The organism is Gordonia sp. 11cp, assembly GCF_057767225.1.
In genome coordinates, this window is the sequence record NZ_CM173437.1 from 3,263,235 (window position 1) to 3,282,211 (window position 18,977).

At 66.2% G+C, this 18,977-nt stretch carries 17 protein-coding genes and 1 tRNA gene; 13 read left to right on the forward strand and 5 right to left on the reverse strand.

Annotation, left to right across the window (positions count from 1 at the left end; all coding sequences use genetic code 11):
• Positions 1-37: 37 nt before the first annotated feature.
• Positions 38-616, reverse strand: a complete 579-nt coding sequence (locus AC3B6C_RS14600; protein ID WP_010843486.1) for a 5-formyltetrahydrofolate cyclo-ligase — start codon at positions 614-616, stop codon at positions 38-40.
• Between the two features lie 163 nt (positions 617-779).
• Between AC3B6C_RS14600 and AC3B6C_RS14605 the strand changes: the two genes are divergently transcribed.
• The 5 genes from AC3B6C_RS14605 to sepX all read left to right on the forward strand — a co-directional run bounded on the left by AC3B6C_RS14605 (position 780) and on the right by sepX (position 6,079).
• Positions 780-1,724 carry a UTP--glucose-1-phosphate uridylyltransferase gene (locus AC3B6C_RS14605; protein ID WP_010843485.1) on the forward strand — a complete coding sequence of 315 codons (945 nt, stop codon included), beginning with the start codon at positions 780-782 and terminating at the stop codon, positions 1,722-1,724.
• 159 nt (positions 1,725-1,883) lie between these two features.
• The gene (gene glp / locus AC3B6C_RS14610; RefSeq protein ID WP_010843484.1) at positions 1,884-3,188 is read left to right on the forward strand and encodes a molybdotransferase-like divisome protein Glp; all 1,305 of its coding nucleotides are present in this window, start codon (positions 1,884-1,886) and stop codon (positions 3,186-3,188) included.
• 112 nt (positions 3,189-3,300) lie between these two features.
• Positions 3,301-3,957, forward strand: coding sequence for a GNAT family N-acetyltransferase (locus tag AC3B6C_RS14615; protein WP_044506179.1), 657 nt, complete (start codon positions 3,301-3,303; stop codon positions 3,955-3,957).
• 71 nt (positions 3,958-4,028) lie between these two features.
• Positions 4,029-4,697, forward strand: coding sequence for an SIMPL domain-containing protein (locus tag AC3B6C_RS14620; RefSeq protein WP_488373279.1), 669 nt, complete (start codon positions 4,029-4,031; stop codon positions 4,695-4,697).
• Between the two features lie 146 nt (positions 4,698-4,843).
• The gene (gene sepX / locus AC3B6C_RS14625) at positions 4,844-6,079 is read left to right on the forward strand and encodes a divisome protein SepX/GlpR (RefSeq protein ID WP_488373280.1); all 1,236 of its coding nucleotides are present in this window, start codon (positions 4,844-4,846) and stop codon (positions 6,077-6,079) included.
• Positions 6,080-6,172: 93 nt separating this feature from the next.
• Here sepX and AC3B6C_RS14630 read toward each other — a convergent pair whose 3' ends face one another.
• A complete protein-coding gene (locus AC3B6C_RS14630) occupies positions 6,173-6,916 on the reverse strand; it encodes a hypothetical protein (RefSeq protein ID WP_014925903.1) in 744 nt (247 codons plus the stop codon).
• 86 nt (positions 6,917-7,002) lie between these two features.
• Between AC3B6C_RS14630 and AC3B6C_RS14635 the strand changes: the two genes are divergently transcribed.
• The 4 genes from AC3B6C_RS14635 (at position 7,003) to AC3B6C_RS14650 (ending at position 12,709) form a co-directional block, all read left to right on the forward strand.
• A tRNA-Ala gene (locus tag AC3B6C_RS14635) sits at positions 7,003-7,075 on the forward strand.
• A gap of 582 nt (positions 7,076-7,657) precedes the next feature.
• A complete protein-coding gene (locus AC3B6C_RS14640; protein ID WP_488373281.1) occupies positions 7,658-8,347 on the forward strand; it encodes a hypothetical protein in 690 nt (229 codons plus the stop codon).
• Positions 8,344-10,548: a hypothetical protein gene (locus tag AC3B6C_RS14645; protein WP_488373282.1), complete on the forward strand. Its 2,205-nt coding sequence runs from the start codon at positions 8,344-8,346 to the stop codon at positions 10,546-10,548. The genes AC3B6C_RS14640 and AC3B6C_RS14645 overlap by 4 nt, the downstream gene beginning before the upstream one ends.
• 70 nt (positions 10,549-10,618) lie before the next feature.
• Positions 10,619-12,709, forward strand: coding sequence for a hypothetical protein (locus AC3B6C_RS14650; RefSeq protein ID WP_488373283.1), 2,091 nt, complete (start codon positions 10,619-10,621; stop codon positions 12,707-12,709).
• A gap of 69 nt (positions 12,710-12,778) precedes the next feature.
• Here AC3B6C_RS14650 and AC3B6C_RS14655 read toward each other — a convergent pair whose 3' ends face one another.
• Positions 12,779-13,591, reverse strand: coding sequence for a HEPN domain-containing protein (locus tag AC3B6C_RS14655; RefSeq protein WP_488373284.1), 813 nt, complete (start codon positions 13,589-13,591; stop codon positions 12,779-12,781).
• A 913-nt stretch (positions 13,592-14,504) separates the two neighbouring features.
• On the opposite strand from AC3B6C_RS14655, the gene AC3B6C_RS14660 reads away from it, so the two are divergent.
• The 4 genes from AC3B6C_RS14660 (at position 14,505) to AC3B6C_RS14675 (ending at position 17,836) form a co-directional block, all read left to right on the forward strand.
• The gene (locus tag AC3B6C_RS14660; RefSeq protein ID WP_010843478.1) at positions 14,505-14,930 is read left to right on the forward strand and encodes a DUF5994 family protein; all 426 of its coding nucleotides are present in this window, start codon (positions 14,505-14,507) and stop codon (positions 14,928-14,930) included.
• A gap of 74 nt (positions 14,931-15,004) precedes the next feature.
• Positions 15,005-15,442 (forward strand): hypothetical protein, encoded by a 438-nt coding sequence (locus AC3B6C_RS14665; protein WP_010843477.1) that lies wholly within the window; start codon positions 15,005-15,007, stop codon positions 15,440-15,442.
• A gap of 109 nt (positions 15,443-15,551) precedes the next feature.
• On the forward strand, positions 15,552-16,496 hold the full coding sequence (locus AC3B6C_RS14670; RefSeq protein ID WP_010843476.1) for an esterase/lipase family protein: 945 nt from the start codon (positions 15,552-15,554) through the stop codon (positions 16,494-16,496).
• 38 nt (positions 16,497-16,534) lie between these two features.
• A complete protein-coding gene (locus AC3B6C_RS14675) occupies positions 16,535-17,836 on the forward strand; it encodes a family 1 glycosylhydrolase (RefSeq protein ID WP_488373285.1) in 1,302 nt (433 codons plus the stop codon).
• Between the two features lie 18 nt (positions 17,837-17,854).
• Here the strand turns inward: AC3B6C_RS14675 and AC3B6C_RS14680 are convergent, their stop codons facing one another.
• Together AC3B6C_RS14680 and AC3B6C_RS14685 are read right to left on the reverse strand one after the other, a co-directional pair.
• A complete protein-coding gene (locus AC3B6C_RS14680) occupies positions 17,855-18,178 on the reverse strand; it encodes an AzlD domain-containing protein (protein WP_010843474.1) in 324 nt (107 codons plus the stop codon).
• Positions 18,175-18,957, reverse strand: a complete 783-nt coding sequence (locus tag AC3B6C_RS14685) for an AzlC family ABC transporter permease (protein ID WP_488373286.1) — start codon at positions 18,955-18,957, stop codon at positions 18,175-18,177. The genes AC3B6C_RS14680 and AC3B6C_RS14685 overlap by 4 nt, the downstream gene beginning before the upstream one ends.
• Positions 18,958-18,977 lie beyond the last annotated feature (20 nt).

Sequence of the window (18,977 nt, forward strand, 5' to 3'; positions counted from 1 at the left end):
CGCCACGACACCGCCCGGGTTCTGCTGTACCCGTCGATCAGCCGAGCCGGCGGAACCCGTCTCCGGGTGTGAGCGTCCAGCCGACCGGCACGTCGTGGTCGCCGGACGGCAGTGAGTCGACGACCTCGTCGTCGTAGACCACACCGACGAGGTCTGCCGAGAGCCCGTGGAGGGTGCGGTCGTAGTACCCGGCGCCACGTCCGAGTCGCACCCCGCTCTTGTCGATGGCGAGCGCAGGTACGAGGATCACCGACGCCGCGCGGATCGCGGTCACGCCGACCCGGTCGGTCGACGGTTCGAGAAGCCCCCAGCGCCCGGAGGTCAACGAGTCCGGTCCCGTGTAGGGGGCCCAGTCCAACGGTGCGGGACCGCCCTCGGGAACCACCGGGACGAGCACCGAGACGCCGCGGTCGACGAGTGCGTCGAGCATCGAATTCGAGCCGGGTTCGTTGCCCACCGGGACATGGGCGGCAACCGTGACGTCGTACTCCAGACGAAACGGACAGGCATACATCCACTCGGCGAGTGCCGCCGCGGACCGGTCTCGCTCGGCCTCGGAGCGACGCGAGCGTCGCTCTTCGATCTCTTGTCGCAGTTGCTGTTTCAGCGTTGGCAAGACCCGACCGTCCTTCGCGTCGTCTCGACACCGGTGTCGTGTGCGCCCCGGCGGTGACAGCCCGGACGCCAGCACTGTATCCGACCGTCGGATCACGTGCGATGAGGTCCCGGTCACCGCCGTCTGTCCGGCCGACAATCGGCTCCTGTCCTAGGGTGGATTCATGAGTGCGACGGATAAATCTGGTTTCAGTGAGTACGACGGTGTACCCAACACTCCGCCGATCCCGCGTACCGCGGTCGTTCCGGCAGCCGGGTTGGGCACGAGGTTCCTTCCGGCGACCAAGACGGTTCCCAAAGAGCTGTTGCCGGTCGTCGACACCCCCGGCATCGAGCTCGTCGCCGAAGAGGCCAAGGCGGCCGGCGCCGACCGTCTGCTCATCGTGACCTCGCCGGGCAAGGACGGTGTGGTCGCCCACTTCGTCGAGGACCTCGTCCTGGAGAACACGCTCGCCACGCGCGGCAAGGAGTCGATGCTGGCCAAGGTGCGCAAGGCGCCGAACCTGCTCGAGGTCGCCTCGGTCGTGCAGGAGAAGCCGCTCGGCCTGGGACACGCGGTGGGTTGCGTCGAGAGCTATCTCGACGACGATGAGGACGCGATCGCGGTCCTGCTGCCCGACGACCTGGTGCTCCCCGGCGGCGTCCTCGAGGTCATGGCCCGCACACGTCAGCGCCGGGGTGGGTCGGTGCTGTGTGCCATCGAGGTCCCCGAGGAGCGGATCAGCGCCTACGGCGTCTTCGACGTCGAGCCGTTGCCCGATGCCAACAACCCCAACGTCATGCGCCTCAAGGGCATGGTCGAGAAGCCCGAACCCGAGGACGCGCCGTCGAACCTCGCCGCTGCGGGCCGCTACATCCTGGACCGCAAGATCTTCGACGCGCTGCGGCGTATCGAACCCGGGGCCGGCGGTGAACTCCAGCTCACCGACGCCATCGCGCTTCTCATCGAGGAGGGCGAGCCGGTTCACGTCGTCGTCCACCACGGCACCCGGCACGATCTCGGCAACCCCGGCGGTTACCTGAAGGCTGCGGTCGACTTCGCGCTCGATCGCGACGATTACGGTCCCGATCTGCGCGAGTGGCTCGAGAAGCGCCTCGCCGACAGCTGAGTCCGCGCCGCGATCGAGGAGTGCGTCCGCGCGCCTCGCACGCCGGGCCGGGACTGCTCGATAACGTTTCCGACGTGTTGTATCGAGTGCACGACGTGCCGACGGCTGTCGTCCGCGCGCTCCGGTGTGCTGACCGGTTGAGACGGGAAGAGCGGTGAGATGCGGTCTGTCGAGGATCATCTGACGCTGGTGACCGCGGCGGCGGTGGCGCCGCGACCGGTGCGCGTCGCGATCTCCGAGGCGCAGGGCCTGATGTGCGCCGAAGAGGTCGTCACCGAGCACCCGATGCCCGGATTCGATCAGGCGGCGATCGACGGCTACGCGGTGCGTGCGGTCGACGTGGGCCTGGCGGGGGTGCTCGCTCCCGAGGACCTCGAGGATTTCGACGCCAACGGCGCGGAGCTGGTCGACCTCGAAGCCGGCGAGCCGATGATCGTGTCGCTCCCGGTGGTCGGGGAGGTCGGCCCGGGCTCCCGTACGCCGACGCGACTGCAGCCTCGTCAGGCGGTGCGCGTCGAGACCGGGGCCCCGATGCCGACGCTCGCCGATGCGGTGGTTCCGCTGCGCTGGACCGACGGGGGCGATCAGAAGGTCAAGATCGGACACGGCGTGGAGAGCGGCAACTATGTCCGGCGGGTCGGCGACGACGTGCAGCCGGGCGACGTCGCGGTCCGCGCCGGATCGATCATCGGCCCGGCCCAGGTCGGGCTCCTCGCCGCCGTCGGCCAGGCGCGGGTGATGGTCCACCCCCGGCCTCGGTTGTCGGTCATCTCGGTCGGCAGCGAGCTCGTCGACATCGACCGCACACCCGGACCCGGTCAGATCTACGACGTCAACAGTTATGCGCTGGCCGCGGCCGCCCGGGACGCGGGGGCCGACGTCAACCGCGTCGGCATCGCCGAGCGCGATGCGTCGCGGATGCGGGAAGTCGTGGAGGCGCAGCTCATCCGCTCCGAGATCGTGGTGATCTGCGGTGCCGTCGGGGGCAGTGCGTCGACCGCCGTCGCCGACGCACTCGCCGATCTCGGCGACCTCGAGATCGTGCGGGTGGCGATGCATCCCGGATCGGTCCAGGGTTTCGGCCGCCTGGGACGCGACGAGGTTCCGACGTTCCTGCTCCCCGCCAATCCGGTGAGCGCACTGGTGACCTTCGAGGTGATGGTCCGCCCGCTCATCCGGATCGCGCTGGGCAAGCGGCAACCGATGCGGCGGATCATCAAGGCGCGCACCATCGGACCGATCGCATCGGTCCGCGGTCGCAAGGGTTATCTGCGCGGGCAGCTGATGCGCGACGAACGGTCGGGCGACTACCTCGTTCAGGTGCTCGGGGCGTCACCGACCGGGTCGTCGCACCTGCTCGCCGAACTGGCCGAGGCCAACTGTCTGATCATGGTCGACCCCGATGTCGAGGAGATGGGGACCGGCGACGAGGTGGAGGTTGCCTTCCTCGCGCAACGCGGGTGAGGCCGGACGTCGTGTGCGCTCACTCCCCGCTGGTTGAGTCGAGTCGAAGCCACCCGGCACGAGATGCAGGTCTCATGCCGGCGTCGGTGTGACAGCGCATAAACTTCTCCTCGTGTTCAGGTGGTTGAGCGGCAATCAGGGAAGCCCGGGCTGGCCGGCAACTCTCGGGCCGCTGCGCACCCGCACCGGCATGGTCACCCTGCGGCCCGTGAAGATGCGCGACGCCAAGACGTGGAGTGAGTTGCGGATCCGCAACCAGAACGCGCTGCTGCCGTGGGAACCGACCGGCGTGGGGAGCTGGGCCGAACGCCATCAGCCGGGGTCATGGCCGCCGCTGTTCGCGGTGCTGAAGTCCGAGGCGAAGCGTGGGGCGCTGCTGCCGTTCGTCATCGAACTCGACGGCCGCTACGTCGGACAGCTGACCGTGGGGAACATCCAGCGCGGCGCGGTGCGCACCGCATGGATCGGCTATTGGGTCGACTCGGACTTCGCCGGCAACGGCATCGCGACCGCCGCGGTGGCGCTCGGGGTCGACCACTGCTTCGGTGCCGTCGGCCTGCATCGGCTCGACGCGACGGTACAACCGGCCAATGAGGCGTCGCAGAAGGTGTTGACCAACATCGGATTCCGGCAAGAGGGCCTGTTGCTCCGCTACATGGACGTCAACAAGCGATGGCGTGACCACATGCTGTTCGCGCTCACGGCCGAGGAAGTGGCCGGCAGCGCGGCCGAGGCACTGGTCCGGGCCGGCCGCGCGTCGTTCCAGTGAGATCCGGCGATCTGCCCGCGCTGGTCGGTCAGTAGTCCGGAGCCGACACGTCGGCGCCTAGGCTCTCGTCCATGACCGAGCACATCGACGACCTGGAGATCGTGGTCCGCGGCCAAGCTCGCGGGCGCTACCGGCCCGAGCGCGGGATCATCCATCTCGTGGTCCGAGTGGAGGGTGCGGACAAACCGGCCGTCTACACGCGGGCGGTCGAGGTCCACGCCGACCTGACGAGGGCGCTCACCGACCACGAGTCGGCCGGCGGGGTTGCCCGCTGGTCCGCCGATTCGGTACGGGTGTACTCATACCGTCCGTACTCCGAGACCGGTGAGCGGCGAGAACCGGTATACAACACCCGTATCCGGATCGAAGCCGAGTTCGTCGACTTCGAGAAACTGTCGGAGTTCATCGATGTCTGGGCGTCGGTCGACGCCGTCGAGATCGGTGACATCGACTGGGATCTGCGCGACGAGACCCGGCGCGACCGCGAGCGAGAGTTGCGACGTGCCGCCGTCGACGACGCGATCCTCAAGGCGCAGGCCTATTCCGACGCGGTCGGGCGGGGGCCGGTCACACCGGTGCTCCTCTCCGATCCGGACATGGCCTCGCGGGTGCCGCCGTCACCGCGGCGGGCCATGCCGATGGCGGTTGCCGCGGGTCCGACGCCGTCGCCGTCGCTCGAACTGCGGACCGACGACATCGAGATCGCCGTCGCGGTGGACGCCCGTTTTCGAGCGCACTGACCGCGTCGGCGCCGGTGTTGCTGAGAGGCGCGTGTGAAACAGAGCCGATTCGCTCCCGCTCCGGCGCGTCTACCCGGGGGTGACGTTCCGCCGCCCTAGATTGTGAACTGGCCTCGTGTGACCAGAGTGAATGAAGGGAGAGTCGCATGCCCAACTCAGTATTGTGGGTCTGTCTCGTCGCGGTTTGGCTCTTCGTGCTGGTCCCGATGGTCATCAAAGGGCGTCCGCAGATCCTGAAGTCGACCGACGCGGCGCGCAAGACGCGACTGCTGCATCGCGGTGGGTCGCGGGCCACGACCGCATCGGGGAGCCGACGCCGGTCGTCCGCGCGACACCCACATGACCCGTCGTGGAAGTCCTCGCGCCGCAGCGCCACCGCGACCCTCGAGAAGGACGCCGACGTCGAGAACGAGGACGACGCGGACGAGTCCGAGTCCACGACCCGAGTGCGTCGGTCCGGCAGTGCGAAGGTCGAACAGCCGACGGTCGAAGCCGTGGACACCGACACCGACACCGTTGACGCAGCGGTCGAGGTCGCCGACGACGAGTCGGTGAACGGCGACGCCTCCGCGGATGCCGACGGGGACATCGCCGACGATGAGGCGGACAGCATCTCGGCCGCCGACGAGCACGACGACGCGGACGAGTTCGTGGACGTCGAGGATGCCGAGTACGAGGACGCCGACGACAGCGAAGACGAGGACGCCGCCGAGTACGACGATTCCGAGGACGCCGAGTACGAGGACGACTCGGACGACTCCGAATACGAGGACGCGACAGACGAACTCGACGAAGACGAGTACGACGACTACGCCCGTGGCTCGCGGCACACCGAGGCGCCGTCGGTGGTCGACGAGGACGATGCCGACGAGACCGAGCTCGACGAGATCGAGGACAGCCGTCCGGCGACCCGTTCGTCGAGCGGCCGGCGTTCCGGGCACAGCATCTACTCGTCGGAGACGGAGCGCGCGCTCAAGTATCGGGAACGTCAGCGGGTCACGCTGGGGTTGTTCGTTCTGGTGCTGCTGGCGATCGCGGCAGGTTTCGTCGTGGGAACGCCCGGCTGGGTGGCCACCGGCGTGCTCGGCCTGCTCCTGGTGGGTTACCTCGCCTACCTGCGTCGTGCGGTGAAGACCGAGCAGCAGATCCGGGCCCAGCGCCTGGCCCGTGCCAAGCGATCGGCGCGCGCCGAGGAGGAGCGTCGACGACGCGCAGCCTCGGTCCCGGAGTTCGCCGCCGCACCGCCCCCTCCGCGACTTCGGCGACCCGGTGGCGCAACGGTTCTCGAGATCGACGACGAGGATCCGGTGTTCGACCACATCCCGCCGTTCCAGCGTCGTCGCATGGACCGCGAAGACCTGCAGTACCGCCGCGTCGGCTGATCAGCGCAGACGCACTCCGCAACAACCTCGTTCAGCAGTAGGTATCGCTCACCGATACCTACTGCTGAACTGTTGCTGGGCCGAGGGTTTCGGCTACGTGGTCAGCGCCGGCTTGCCGTGCGAATCCAGCCACGCCTGACCGGCTTTCGCGGCCTTCGACAGCGCGAATCGTTCACCGAGATAGGTCGCCGGAGCGCCGATGACGGGGATGTAGGCGAGCATGCGGAACAGCGCCATCGGCTGCGGGCGCTTCTCGAATTCGTCGTCGACCGCGCGGAGCAACTTCGCCGCATCCCAGATCGCCGCGAACAGCGACCTCTCGCGTTCCTTGGGTTCGGACGGCAGGGACTTCCCGGACCCGGCGGTGACGTCCGGGTTCGTGAGGTCGCGCTTGCACAGCACCGACGCGAGCAGCTGGACCTGTCGCTTGCGGTCGGTGACCTCGTACTCGCGGGCGATCGCGACCAGCACCATGGCCTGATTGGCGAAGCCGAGATACGGGGTGATCGGCAATCGCTTCGCCCACACCCCGAATACCCCCGGGAACGCCACGGCACCGGTGTTCAGGGTGCCGATACGCGTCACCCACCAGCTCGCGCGCTTGTGCATCGACCGCTCGGACCAGCCCTTGGTGCCGGGCCATTCCGCGACGTCGAGCACCTTCGCCGCGGCGTGCTGGGCTTGCTGCAGACGCGACTCGGGATGGTCGTCGTCGTGGAAGGTGTGGCCCTTCAGCCCGAGCGGATCCCGCTCGGCGAGGGCATCGAGGACGGGGTTGATCACCCCGACCACATTGTCGAGAACTCCGGCCAACTGCTGATCAGACATCTTGGGCACGCGTCCAGCCTAGTGGCGGACCGGCCGTTTGGGATTCGACGACCCCGGGCTGATAAAGTGGCTCGCGGTTGGTCGCGAGACCTCCCGGGGCTATGGCGCAGTTGGTAGCGCGACTCGTTCGCATCGAGTAGGTCTGGGGTTCGATTCCCCATAGCTCCACACAGGTTGACTAAGTTCAAACTGCCCCGCCGTGACAGCTGGGCAGTTTTGTATTCGGGTCGGGCTCAAGGGTTCGCTGCTGGGGCGTGGGCGACGACGGTGGACGCGGACTCTGGATTACAGATCACCGATGTCGGTAGGGCACCAAGGAACTGGTCGAGCCCACCGCGGTGCCTTGCTGTAGGTGGTCGCGAGCCCGTCAAGTCGGTTCGCGATCGCGTCCAGGCTGGCTCGGATTCGGTCTTGTTCGGCCTCGTGCAGGTCCCAGCCGGATCTCGTCACCGTAGTGGGCCTGGACCAGCTTCGGGCCGTGCGGTTGTGCAATCGCATTCGGTGGTGACATAGCAGCTTGAAGCCGCCCACCACGCGTGATACCCGCTGGACTCCGTCACTAGGACAAGGATGCGAGCAGAGGTCGAGCTCTTCACAGGAGCGCACAGTAGACAAATCCCGGATCTTGGTCCCGCGCGTTCGGTTCTGACTCCCTGCAGACGCCCGACACGCCGCCATTCACTTCGAGATTCACGGTCTTACCCTCTCGGCAGCTAGCGTTGCACCTTACGGTGCCTCGGGAGGAGGACGATGACCGCCAGTTCTGGCTCCGGCGTTGAGCGTCCCTCACACACACGCACGCAGCATGCTCTCCGCCTTCTCGTGCTCCTCGACCAGACGGGCGAGGCCGCGGCCAACGGTGATCCGCCAGCCGCGGTGAAGGCCGTGCGCAGCGAGCTGCGCTTGCAGGCGATGGACTTCTGGATGCGCAACCCGGACTATTTGGCTGATGAGATCATCTCGCAAGTCGAGGCGGGAGAGCTGACCGACTCGTATCTTCAGATCGCGCGAGGGCTGCTGGAGGACCCCGAGCCCGATCTGCACTACTACCCGATGCCGCGGTGGTTCTACGGTGCGTACGAGGCGATCGATGACGCGATGGCCCTGCTGGAGACGTACGGGTTGGCGACGTTCCGGCGGTCTGGTGAGCCCGGGACGAAGAGCCATCGCAATCAGCTGTTCTTGACTGCGGCTGGCGCGGACGCTGTGGCGGAGTTGGCAGTCGACGCGGTGCTGGGTTGGTACGCCCGGCAGGCCGCGTTGGTGGCGCTGGTTGCTGGTGAGACGGTCGGTAGCAAGTTGAAGGAACGTCAGTACGAGCAGGCGACATATGCCGGCACAGAGCTGGGTTTGAACATCGCGCCGATCGCTGAGCATGTCCGGAAGCGTCTGCATGGTCATACCACCGCAACAGCGGGTGGATCTGGAGGTGGCGTGTGAGTTCGCTTGCTGAGGAGATCGTCAAGGTCCTCGGCCGTCGGCGCAAGGAGAATCGGCTGGAGATCACTTCCGGGGAGGTGGACAGCATCCTTGGAGACCTGGGTATCCCCACGTCGGCGTCAAAGGGCGTGCCAGTTCATCTCCGAGTGGCGCGGGTGTCCTTCCGGGGGACCAAGCGTCTGGACCCGTCGCATCCAGATGCCGAGGGTTGTGAGTTAGAGGAGATGGACGCCGGCGATGGAGACTTGCTTCTGGACGTCGATGCGGACGCTGCAGCCGCATCGACGGACGCCGAGACCTCGGAGATGCCGACTGATGATGGTGAGGACCGGGACACTGACGTCGAGTATGAGGAGCCAGTAGTACGTGCCCTGGTCCCGTTTGACTTCGCGTGGCAACCGATCGATGGAGTGAACGGTGTCGGGTCGGGCAGCAACTTGCGCGGCAAGTCGAGCATCGTGAATGTTTTGCTGTGGTCGCTCTCTGGCCGGTGTGCGGAGTTCTCGGTTGCGGTGAAGCGGTGGATCGAGCACGTTGAGGTCGACTGGGTCGTCGGCGCTGAGACGCTGCGGGTTGCCTTCGACGCCGACAACGGTGAGGTCAGCACGGGAACCGTGACGGTTGTCGAGGACGATAAGACCGTTGGCACACTCCTCGTTTCGTTCGACAACGAGTCGTTTGAAGACGCGATGAGTTCGGTCATGTTGAACCGCCTTCGCTTGGAAGCATTCGCAGTATCGCAGTCGGGAAAACCTGTGACGCACAGGTGGCCGTCGTATGTGAACGCGCTTTGGGTGCGGCCGAAGCACCTGAAGTCAATTATCGGCAAAGAGGCGACCCTCAGCGTCCGACTGATGCAGATGTTCATCGGAACGGACTGGGTTCCGGTGCTGGCGACCGCTGCAACGGTCGCTGGGACGTTGGAGGCTCAGCAGAGGGTTGCGCAAGAGCGGACGAAGACCGCGACCGAGGCCATGGAGACTTCCAGGGGCGAAGCGTTGAGGACTGTGGAAGCGGTCAAAGCGAAAATTGCTGCGCTCCCCGCCGGCGTGCCAGATCCCGCGAAGCTGGCTGAGGCGAACGCCAAGATCAGCGACCTGGTGCGCCAAATGCACACTCTGGAGACGCAGCTGCTGGACCGGGCTGTGGTCGCCGACACCGTGCGGCAGCAGCTGAAGGCTGCGAAGGCGCGACATCACACCGAGTACGAGCATGCCTTGTTGTCAAAGTTCTTCCACCAGATGGAGCCGACGGTGTGCCCGCGTTGCACCGCGGCGGTAACCAATGAACGCCGTATTGCAGAGCCGGACGAGCATAAGTGCTCGGTGTGCACCAGCGACCTGAATTTGGAGGCGCTTGAGGTGAACGTCGTGGTCGCGAACTCCGTCGACGCCGGTGTCGCCACCGCTCTGGTCGAGTCCACGGCCGCTTCCGTCGGCGAGGACGGGGACGAGACGCCGACGAGTGAGACCGAGGCGCTTGAGCAGGCGCGCGTCGATGTCGAGAACGTGATGGCGGGTCTGCGTGACCAGATCAATTCGCTGCAGGCCACTCACGACGAACTCGTCGCGGAGACTGACCTGGATGCTTCACTGTTGACGGCCGTAGAGGACCGTCGGCTACTGGACATCGAGTTGGCGCGGGCTGAGGGCGCCGCCGACGCTCTGGCTGAGCCGGTCGCGCCGGTGGCCTCATCTCCGGTTGATTCGGTGCAGCTGGCTGTCGCCGACGCCGCGCAGAGGGTTCTCAGCGAGTGGGTAAAGGGCCACCAGGACCCGCTGCTCGCAAAGATCTCAGCCGAGATCGGGCGCCTTGTCGTGAATTTTGGGGCGGATAGCTTGAGCAATATCAGGCTTGACGGGGCCGCGAACATGACGTTGCGACAGAACGGAGACCCGTCCACGTACGGCGCGGTGTCTCCCGGCGAGCAGCTGCGGTTGAAGATCGCCACGGTGATAGCGCTCATCAAGCACGGGTACGCCGAGAGTATTGGTCGGCATCCAGGGTTCCTGCTTCTGGACTCGCCAGCGGCGGAGGAGATGCCTGATGGGGACCTGGCGACCATGGTCTCGGCGCTGCTGGAAGTTTCAGAAGAGGCGCCGATGCAGATCATCGTCGCTACTCGGAGCACTAGTCCGCTCGTGGAACTCCTGCCCGAGGAGAACCGGCTCATCGCCGAAGGTGGCGCCTTTGTGTGGTGAGGCCGACTCTTTTGAACTGCCGGTAGCCCGAGCAATTTTCAGATGAACGCCAGGGTCAGGAGGAGACCAGATGAGCGAGACTGGCGCCGTATCGCTCGCCGATGCTGTCTTGAGAATGGCGCAGGAGACCCGCGGCAAACCGTTCCCACATTCCGCAGTTGCCGACCTTGGGGGATGGGCGCGGATCGCTTCGGACGCCGCGACCCTAACCGGTCAACCAGTACTTCCACTCGTTGCCACCCTGGTCGCTAGGGATGCCCAGCCCGGCGACATTAACGCGGCCGCAGCCGCGACAGCTCTCGCGGATGCCGTCGTCGCGACCGCCCAGCCGTCGCTCCTTCGGGACTCGCTCGACGCGCTCTTGGACAGTGCTGCCGTTACCCAGGTCGTCGGCGTCAAGCTCGTCGCAGGCCTCGAGCCCGTGGTCGCAGGCTTCCTCACCCGCGAGGATCCGGTGGCCTCCGCGGACCTGGCATCGGCCGACGCGCTCGAAGCCATGACCCGTCTCGTCGCAGCCGGGCACGGATCGCACTTCTCGCTGCTGGCACTGCTGCAGAAGTTCACCGCTCCAACGGTCGCCCCGATGTCGCGCGCAGTGATCCGCTCGGTGAGCACCGCCATTGATATCTGGCCAGAAGCAGATTCATTGGTCGACGTCGTCAGGGCCCTCGGTGGTGTAGACGCGGTGAACGGCGCCGACCCAGCGCTCGCGGCTGATGTTGAGTCAGATGCTGCATGGGTTCTTGCGATGGCTTCTCTGCTCCGCGCTTTACGCGCCGCCTCGATACAGGAGATGAGACCGCACCTCGAAGACGCAGCCAGGTTCTTCGGAGTAGCCGCCGACGCTCACCAACGGCCCGATGCCATCCCGATGCGCAGCATTGTCGAAGCTCTCCGCGAACTCGCGAACGGTGTTGTCTCTAGTGACGCGATGGGCGCGATGGCCACAGCCCCGCTTTCGTCGGACACGCTCGCTGTTGTCCGCAAGCAGATAATGAGGTTCAGTGTCGAGTCCAGCGGTCTTGATCACTGGTACGGCGACAACAAACGTGCGGCTCTCACCGCCTGGGCTGCACTTGCCGATGACCTCGAACAAATGGGCGGTCAACTCGAAAAGGACGGTTTCTATCAAGCCGAAGTCGTCGTCCGTGACCTCCTCACCATTTATGTCAGCGCAAGGACATTCCGCGTCGGCACCCGCTGTGCCGACATCGTGGGCGTTCAGGACCTGGTCCAGCCTGTCATCGACGGGGGCTTCGCCAGCAACGCTAGCCATCTGAGCAACCTAGAGGAGTACGCCGCTGATCTTGCTTCTCGAGGTGAGGGCGGGCTTAATGACGAGGAAGAGGCTCAGCTTCACGCCGCTCGCAGCATCGTTGTGATTGCCCGACGCGTAGCGAAGGGAGGTGAGGCGCAGGGAAAAGTCCGAGGCGGCGCCCCGTTCGCGCCGCTACCCCCTGTACTTGGCCGTTTGGTTCCCCCCGGTTCGCCTGACGAAGATCTGCTCGGACAGATCTCACCTGCGACAATCGCCGCCCTAGAGCAGAGGCTAGACCACGTCGCTGCGGGACGCTCACACTTGAACCTCGCACAGCGGGAGCTGTTCGATGAGCTCCGCGAAGCGCTTTCGACCAGCCCGGACTACAAAGACGAGGTCGCGCCGGTCGTCGACCAAGTTCTACTGCTCATCGTGAACTTCGTAGCCAGCAGAACCGGATCTTCAGCCGGCCACTACGGATATCTGTTCGACGCCACGGCAAACGAAGACAAGATTCATGAAGATCTACACAACTACCTGGTCGGCACCCTCGGCAGTCGCGCCGAATACGAGGTCTCACACGTTGGGGGAGGACGGGTCGATATCCGGCTGAAGTTCGATACCTTCGCCCTCCACATCGAGACAAAGGTAGACGACACCAAACTCCCGATGGGTGATCGGACGGCGTATCTGAAGCAGGCAGCGACCTACCAGGGCAATGACATCCGCATCGGGTTTCTCATCGCGCTGCGACACAAGGCGTTTGACCCCACCGGTCCGCCGCCGCACATCAAGGCACTGATCGGGCACACAGCGTTCGACATCGACTCAGACCCGGAGCCGCGCCACATCATCCACGTTGCTGTGCCGGGAAGTCGGACCAACCCCTCCAACTCCAAGTAGCCAGCTCAAGACGGCCGCGACAGACTACGTGGAACTGGCTTGGTTGAACCCAGCGCCGATTCGGTGAACCTATCTACCCTCATTCAGTTCTGCTACGAAGCCGGGGTCTTGAGTTCGTAAGAGCGGGCCTATCCGTCTTTCCGCATCTTCTACAAGGTGCTCGACCGACTCCAAGAGGGGCTCAACCTGTTCGCGTTCCGAAAGAGCGCCCTCGCCGTAGCGAGCCGAAGGACGCAGCCCGTTGAGCGCGCGGAGCGTGTCGTGCGCCGTGGCGACGGTATTGCCCAGACCCACGTGGACCTTGGTCCAATGCAGTCGGGCGGAATGCGTGTTGCGGCGGCCACCAGACGTCGGAGCATCCGTCTCGAAAGAATGCGTACGCGCCGTGACAGCCAGTTCCGCTGCGGCCATTGCGTTCTCGATAGCAGGTCCCAAACGACCAGCAACGAGTGCATCTCGGGCGGTGGCAACGTACTCGCGAGCTAGCGCGATGAGGCGCAGACTTCGTCCACGATTACGAATGAAATCGAACCGCGCGTACTGTCGTCCATCGGGTAGTACGGCGAGGACAACCCACCCGGCGTCGGGATCGACATCGAGGGGCTCGAGCGCCTCGATGGAGTCCAGGTTATCTGCAGTGACGGGATCGCCCGGCTTCACCGCAGAGTTCACCCGGGCGCGGGCGACGAGTTGGCACTCCTCGTTCAGTCGGATCTCCACCGGCTTCCCGGGGCTAAGGATGGCCAACGCCGTATGTATCGGTCCAGTGACTTCGAGGCCGCCTCGGCGTTCAATCTCTGGCTCCCAGAACATCTCCTGCATTGACGTGAGAACCCTCTCAGAGAACTCTGGCTCCGGGCCGCGGGCAGCCTGATCCGCCACCGGGCCACTGTGTTTATGCTGGTTCGGTCGATTTATTGTCAAAGTCTGTCTCTTCGCCCAGCCGGCCGCGCGACGGCAAGGGTTGCGTTCATCGCACTCGTCCGTGGCAGTCTCGCATCACGACCCCTCAACCAGTAGATGGCTCCTCACCGTTCCTTCCGCGAAGCCGAGCTGCGTTCAATCGGGGCTCCGCGCCCATGTACTTGCGAACCTCCACATCGGCCTCGGCGCGCGGTGTTGCGTCCGCGCAGCCGGGCACGCTCGCGCGAAGTAGCGACGTTAACCGTTGTCGACCCACGCCGTAGTCAACGGCGATCTTTCGCAGCGGGACAGTTTGGCAGCGAGCTTTCGCTGCGACTAGGCAGCCTCGCTGCTCGGGCCTGGTAGCGGGTGTCGGGTTCCTCACGATACTGGGAAGCCTCTTGATCCTCTACCGAATGTCGTTGTGCGCCGCGGTACCGCGAACCCAAGAACGGCACAAGGTTCGATAGTCCTCCCCTCAGGCCCACAAGTTTCGACGACGAACCACCCTGCGGGCCCATCGGCCGGCAGGGTTTTTCGTTGGTGCGGCCGGCCCTGCGGCTTCGGCGCATGGGTTCTCCGTGCTGAGCGTCGGCGGTGGTCCTCGCCGTCGGGCACGTGCCGGCGGCGCTGCGTATCGCCCGCGAGGTCAGCGACGCGCGCTGACCAGGCCGGTCCGCACGACACGGACTCGTCGTCGCGGCGGTGCGCCCGTGACGGGTGCCGGGAGTACACTTCAGGCAACTGGATCGAACATCTGACAGACCCCTGTCGGCGTCGCCGGTGTCGAATGGTCACTCTTCGCGTGACCAAGTCAGGTGGCAACGGTGATGATCGGTTCACGTGTCGTGAGCATCCGCCCGCAAGGGCTCGCGTACACCGGAGATCGGCGATGAAGCCGCTGCTCGGCCCGCCCCGGGTCCGGTTCGGCCTGGATCCCGCCGCCGCGATCAACGGGGCCTGGTACCCGTACACCTTGCGCCTCGCCGAGGAACTGCCGGGCATGCTCGCGGCCGCTCGCCCTCAGATCGGCGAGGTCAGCGGAATCGACGTGAACTGGAGCAGCTTCCGCCGCCTTCCGGGCCTCGATTCACCGGACTCGCCGGAGATGCCGCCGCTGATGACACTCACGTGCGGAAGCAATACCGTGATGCTCCTGGTCATCCCGCCGCGGACGGCGTCGTCGCTGGCGGCCATCCTCTTACGGCAGGCAAGCGACACCGCCGCGCCGGGCGGTCAGTGCCACTCGCTCGAGTATCGACGTGCCGAGCGCATCTTGGTCCGTGCGGGTAGCCACGCGGCCCCAGCCGTCCGCTGAACCGCGTCGAAGGGCAACGCCCGTCGCGCTGACTTCGACACCCGCTGCCGAGCGGCCCGGTGTAAATTTCGCTCATGACCGCCGCGATGCTGACGTTCGCCGGGACGTTGCTCGTGGCGGTGATCGGTGCAGTCATCGCACGACTCGACGCCAACGACCGGCATCAGAAGCTCGCGCAGAAGGTCGACATCCTGGCCAAGCTGCCGCATGACTCACCGGCACATGCACGGATGAGCGGCATCGTCGTCGACGCCATCGACGAACTCGGTGAGTACGAGCACCGACGGCGGAGCGCGGTCTTCCAACGTCGGGCTCTGACGATGGCATTTCTCGCCTGGCTCGTGGTGGTCGGCCTGCGCATAGCGGCCGAGCAGTTCGACGTCGGGCACTACGAGCAGATCATGCACTATGCCGCGGTCACGCTTCTCGTGCTGGGTTTCGTACTCGTGTTCGCCTCGGCGGTCGCGACCATCCGCGACATTCGGCATCGCGACGAAGAACCCTCGTCGTGAGCTGAGTGGCGTGCCGCGGGTGTGCCCCTCCCCGCACCACGATCGAACTCGCCCGACGGGTCCACCCAAACGCACGTCCCGGCCTGAGACGGTTTGTTAGCTTTCGTCCATGAGATCGCCGAGGATCCTGTGGGGCCTGGTCGTCGCCGTCATCGGGGTGCTGGTGGTGTCCGTGGCACCGGCCCGTGCCGACACGCTGCCGGTCACCTACAACTTCCTGGCCGGCATCCCGAATGAACTGACCGACCCGGGCGGCTCGTTACCCGGCTCGAATGACTGGGACTGCCGGCCGTCCGCACGCCATCCCAATCCGGTCATCCTGGTCCACGGGACGGGCGGGTCGCAGCAGACCAACTGGGGAACCTATGTCCCCCTGCTGAAGAACGAGGGCTACTGCGTGTTCGCGCTGACCTATGGTGCGGTCACAGGTGCGCCGTGGCCGATCAGCGCGATCGGCGGTATGGGCGAGATGACGCGGAGTGCTGCCCAGTTCGGTGCCTTCGTGGACAGAGTTCGCCGGGCCACCGGGGCGACCCAGGTCGACATCGTGGGCCACTCCCAGGGCACCGTGGTGCCCGCGTACTACGCGAAGTACCTCGGCGGACGGAATGCCATCGACAACTACGTGTCGCTGGCGCCGGCGTGGCGGGGTTCCGGCGTCGGCGGAAACGACGTGATCATGCCGATCGTCCGGTCCCTCGGACTACGGCCCGAGCAGGTGCCGTTCTGCCAGGCCTGTGCCCAGCTGGACCCCGGTGCCCACGTGCTGCGCAAGATCGCCGCCGGTGGCTTCTATCTGCCGTCGATCCGGTACACCAACATCGCCACGCGGTACGACGAGCTCGTCGTGCCATACACTCTCGGGTTGCCGCCGGGCGGCCCGAATGTACGCAACATCGTTGTGCAGGACGGGTGTTCGGTCGACTACACCGAGCACGCGGGGATCGCGGGGTCGCGCCGCGCGGCATTCTTCGTGCTCAACGCGCTCGACCCGGAAAATCCGCGACCGGTTCCGTGTGATCGTGCGGCACCCATCACCGGGAGTCCGTTCTGAGCACGTACCGGCGACGTTCCGGTGGCGGGCCCAGGCGAGTGCGTGTCGTGGCCATCGCGGCGGCCGCGACGCTCATCGCGATCTGCGGACTCGGCGGCGTCGGGGCGGCGTCGGCGAGCGTGCCATCGCTCGGTTCTGCCTTCGAATTCGGGGTCGCCCAATCGGGTTTCCAGTCCGAAGGGTACAACCGGGACTCGAACTGGGTGCGTTATGGCGATCAGGGCCGGGTCGCCCATCGCGTCGGCAATGCCGTCGACTTCACTCATCGCTACGCCGAGGACATCGCTCGTGCCGAGAGTCTCGGGGTGGGTATCTACCGGACCTCGGTCGAGTGGTCGCGGGTGGAGCCGTCGCGAGGCCGGGACGATCCGGCCGGCTGGGCGTTCTACGACCGGGTGATCCGGGCGGTCGTCGACGCCGGGATGCGACCCATGATCACCCTCAACCACTGGGTGCATCCGGGCTGGGCGGTCGATCTCGGCGGCTGGAACCGCCCGCAGATGTCTGCCGACCTCGTGCGGTTCGCCGAGCGTGTGGTGGACCGGTACTCGTGGGCCGACCCGCTGTGGATCACCTTCAACGAGCCCACCGAATACGTTCGGCGCGAACTGATGTACGGGGGAGTGGCACCACGGAACGTGGGGCTCATGGCGGACGGGATCGTGACGGCGCACCGGGCGATCTACCGTCACATCCATCGTGTCCAGCCCGGCGCCCAGGTGTCGTCGAACATGGCCTACTACCCGATCGCCGGCGTCCAGACGTGGGTCGAATCGGTGTTCCCGCAACGTATGCGGGACACCGTCGATTTCGTGGGTGTCGACCACTACTACTCCTTCTCGGTCACCGACGCTTCGGTCGCCAACGGTGCGGCGGGCGAGTTCTGGAAGAGTTCGCAGGCGCCGGAGAGCATCTACTACGTGCTTCGTCATGTGGCTGAACAGTTCCCGGGTGAGCAGATCCGGGTGATCGAGAACGGTCTGGCCACCGACCCGCGGGGTCGGCGGCCAGACGGTTATCGCCGCGCCGACCACCTGCGCGACACCGTGTACTGGCTGCAGCGCGCGCGTCAGGACGGCATCGACGTGGTGTCCTACAACTACTGGAGTCTCACCGACAACTACGAGTGGGGCGACTTCGATTCACGTTTCGGCCTGTACACCGTCGACGCGCAACGCGATCCGAGTCTGACCCGTCACCCGACCGACGCGGTCGCCGCCTACCGTGAGATCACCCGTGACAGCGGCGTGCGCAGCGGTTATCGTCCGACGCGGCTGCCGGTGGCGTGTTCGCTGGTCGCCGTGCCGGACAGCTGTACGAGCCCGGCCATCGTCCGGTGACATTTCCCGACCCGGACGTCAGGCGACGCCGAGTGCTCGCAATCCCGCCGCGGTGGCGGCGGCGAGGATGACCACGACGGCGAGGGGCGCTTTCAGCAGCGCCGCGATCACCCCGACCGTCACGCCCGCGGGCCGCGCCCATCCGGCGAAGTCGTGGTCGATGAAGAACGTACCGGTCAGCGCGACGGCGACGAGCAGGACGACCGTCGCCCGGTCCATCAGCTTCTCGGTCGCCTCCGACACCGAGATCCGGTTCCGCAGAACAGGTCCGGCCGCGCGCATCGCGTAGGTGCCGACCGCGAGCAGCGTGATGCCGACGGCCAGCGAGATCCCGGCGTTCATCGCCTACTCCGAACATTGTTGTGCCCGAGCATGTCCCGGGCTGAGGCGCCTTCCTCGGCGGCGTCGGTTCCCGTGCCGGCGGTTTCCGGTGCGCGCAGAGACGCTTCGCGAGACCGGCGGACTGTCTCCAGGGCGGCGAACCCTCCGAGCGCACCGATGATCGGCAATCCTGCGGGAAGGAAAGGCGTCGACGCCACGGCCACCGCGGCGCCGACGGTCACCGCCGCCCAGGTCGCGCCGTCGCGAAGGGCCGGGATGGCCAGTGCGGCGAGCAGGGCGGGGAACGCGGCGTCGAGGCCGAGCTTCGCCGGATCGGCCACGACGCCGCCGATGGTGGCGCCCAACGCCGCACCGGCCGGCCACGCGACGAGAACCCCCAGTCCGCACAACAGGAAGGCGGCGCGTGCACGACGCGGGTCGGATTCGGCGGTCGCCAGGGCGGCCGTCTCGTCGTTGATGAGGTGGGCGCCCAGGAGGATCTCGGGGGTGCCGCGCAGGTGCTTTCCCACGGCTAGGCCGTATCCGAAGTTGCGCGTGTTGACCAGCAAGCCCGCCAGCGCCGCCAGGATCGGCACCCCGCCGGCGGCCAGGATGCCGACGAAGACGAACTCCGACGACCCGGCGAGCACCACCGTGGCGACCAGCACGATCTGCCAGAGAGCAAGACCCGCGCCGTGCGCAGCCACCCCGTACGACGTGCCGATGACGAGGACCGACAGAGACATCACCACGACGGCGCGCAGGGTCGCCGTGTCGAGTGTTCTCCAAGCCGAACGCATGACTATCATAGTGAACAGTA

Bases quoted from the DNA above. Each gene is read 5' to 3' on its own strand.
- AC3B6C_RS14620 (WP_488373279.1), top strand. From the start codon at position 4,029: ATGACCGAGCACATCGACGACCTGGAGATCGTGGTCCGCGGCCAAGCT.
- AC3B6C_RS14670 (WP_010843476.1), top strand. From the start codon at position 15,552: ATGAGATCGCCGAGGATCCTGTGGGGCCTGGTCGTCGCCGTCATCGGG.
- AC3B6C_RS14685 (WP_488373286.1), bottom strand. From the start codon at position 18,957: ATGCGTTCGGCTTGGAGAACACTCGACACGGCGACCCTGCGCGCCGTC.
- AC3B6C_RS14660 (WP_010843478.1), top strand. From the start codon at position 14,505: ATGAAGCCGCTGCTCGGCCCGCCCCGGGTCCGGTTCGGCCTGGATCCC.
- AC3B6C_RS14605 (WP_010843485.1), top strand. From the start codon at position 780: ATGAGTGCGACGGATAAATCTGGTTTCAGTGAGTACGACGGTGTACCC.
- AC3B6C_RS14640 (WP_488373281.1), top strand. From the start codon at position 7,658: ATGACCGCCAGTTCTGGCTCCGGCGTTGAGCGTCCCTCACACACACGC.
- AC3B6C_RS14680 (WP_010843474.1), bottom strand. From the start codon at position 18,178: ATGAACGCCGGGATCTCGCTGGCCGTCGGCATCACGCTGCTCGCGGTC.
- AC3B6C_RS14650 (WP_488373283.1), top strand. From the start codon at position 10,619: ATGAGCGAGACTGGCGCCGTATCGCTCGCCGATGCTGTCTTGAGAATG.
- sepX (WP_488373280.1), top strand. From the start codon at position 4,844: ATGCCCAACTCAGTATTGTGGGTCTGTCTCGTCGCGGTTTGGCTCTTC.
- AC3B6C_RS14665 (WP_010843477.1), top strand. From the start codon at position 15,005: ATGACCGCCGCGATGCTGACGTTCGCCGGGACGTTGCTCGTGGCGGTG.
- glp (WP_010843484.1), top strand. From the start codon at position 1,884: ATGCGGTCTGTCGAGGATCATCTGACGCTGGTGACCGCGGCGGCGGTG.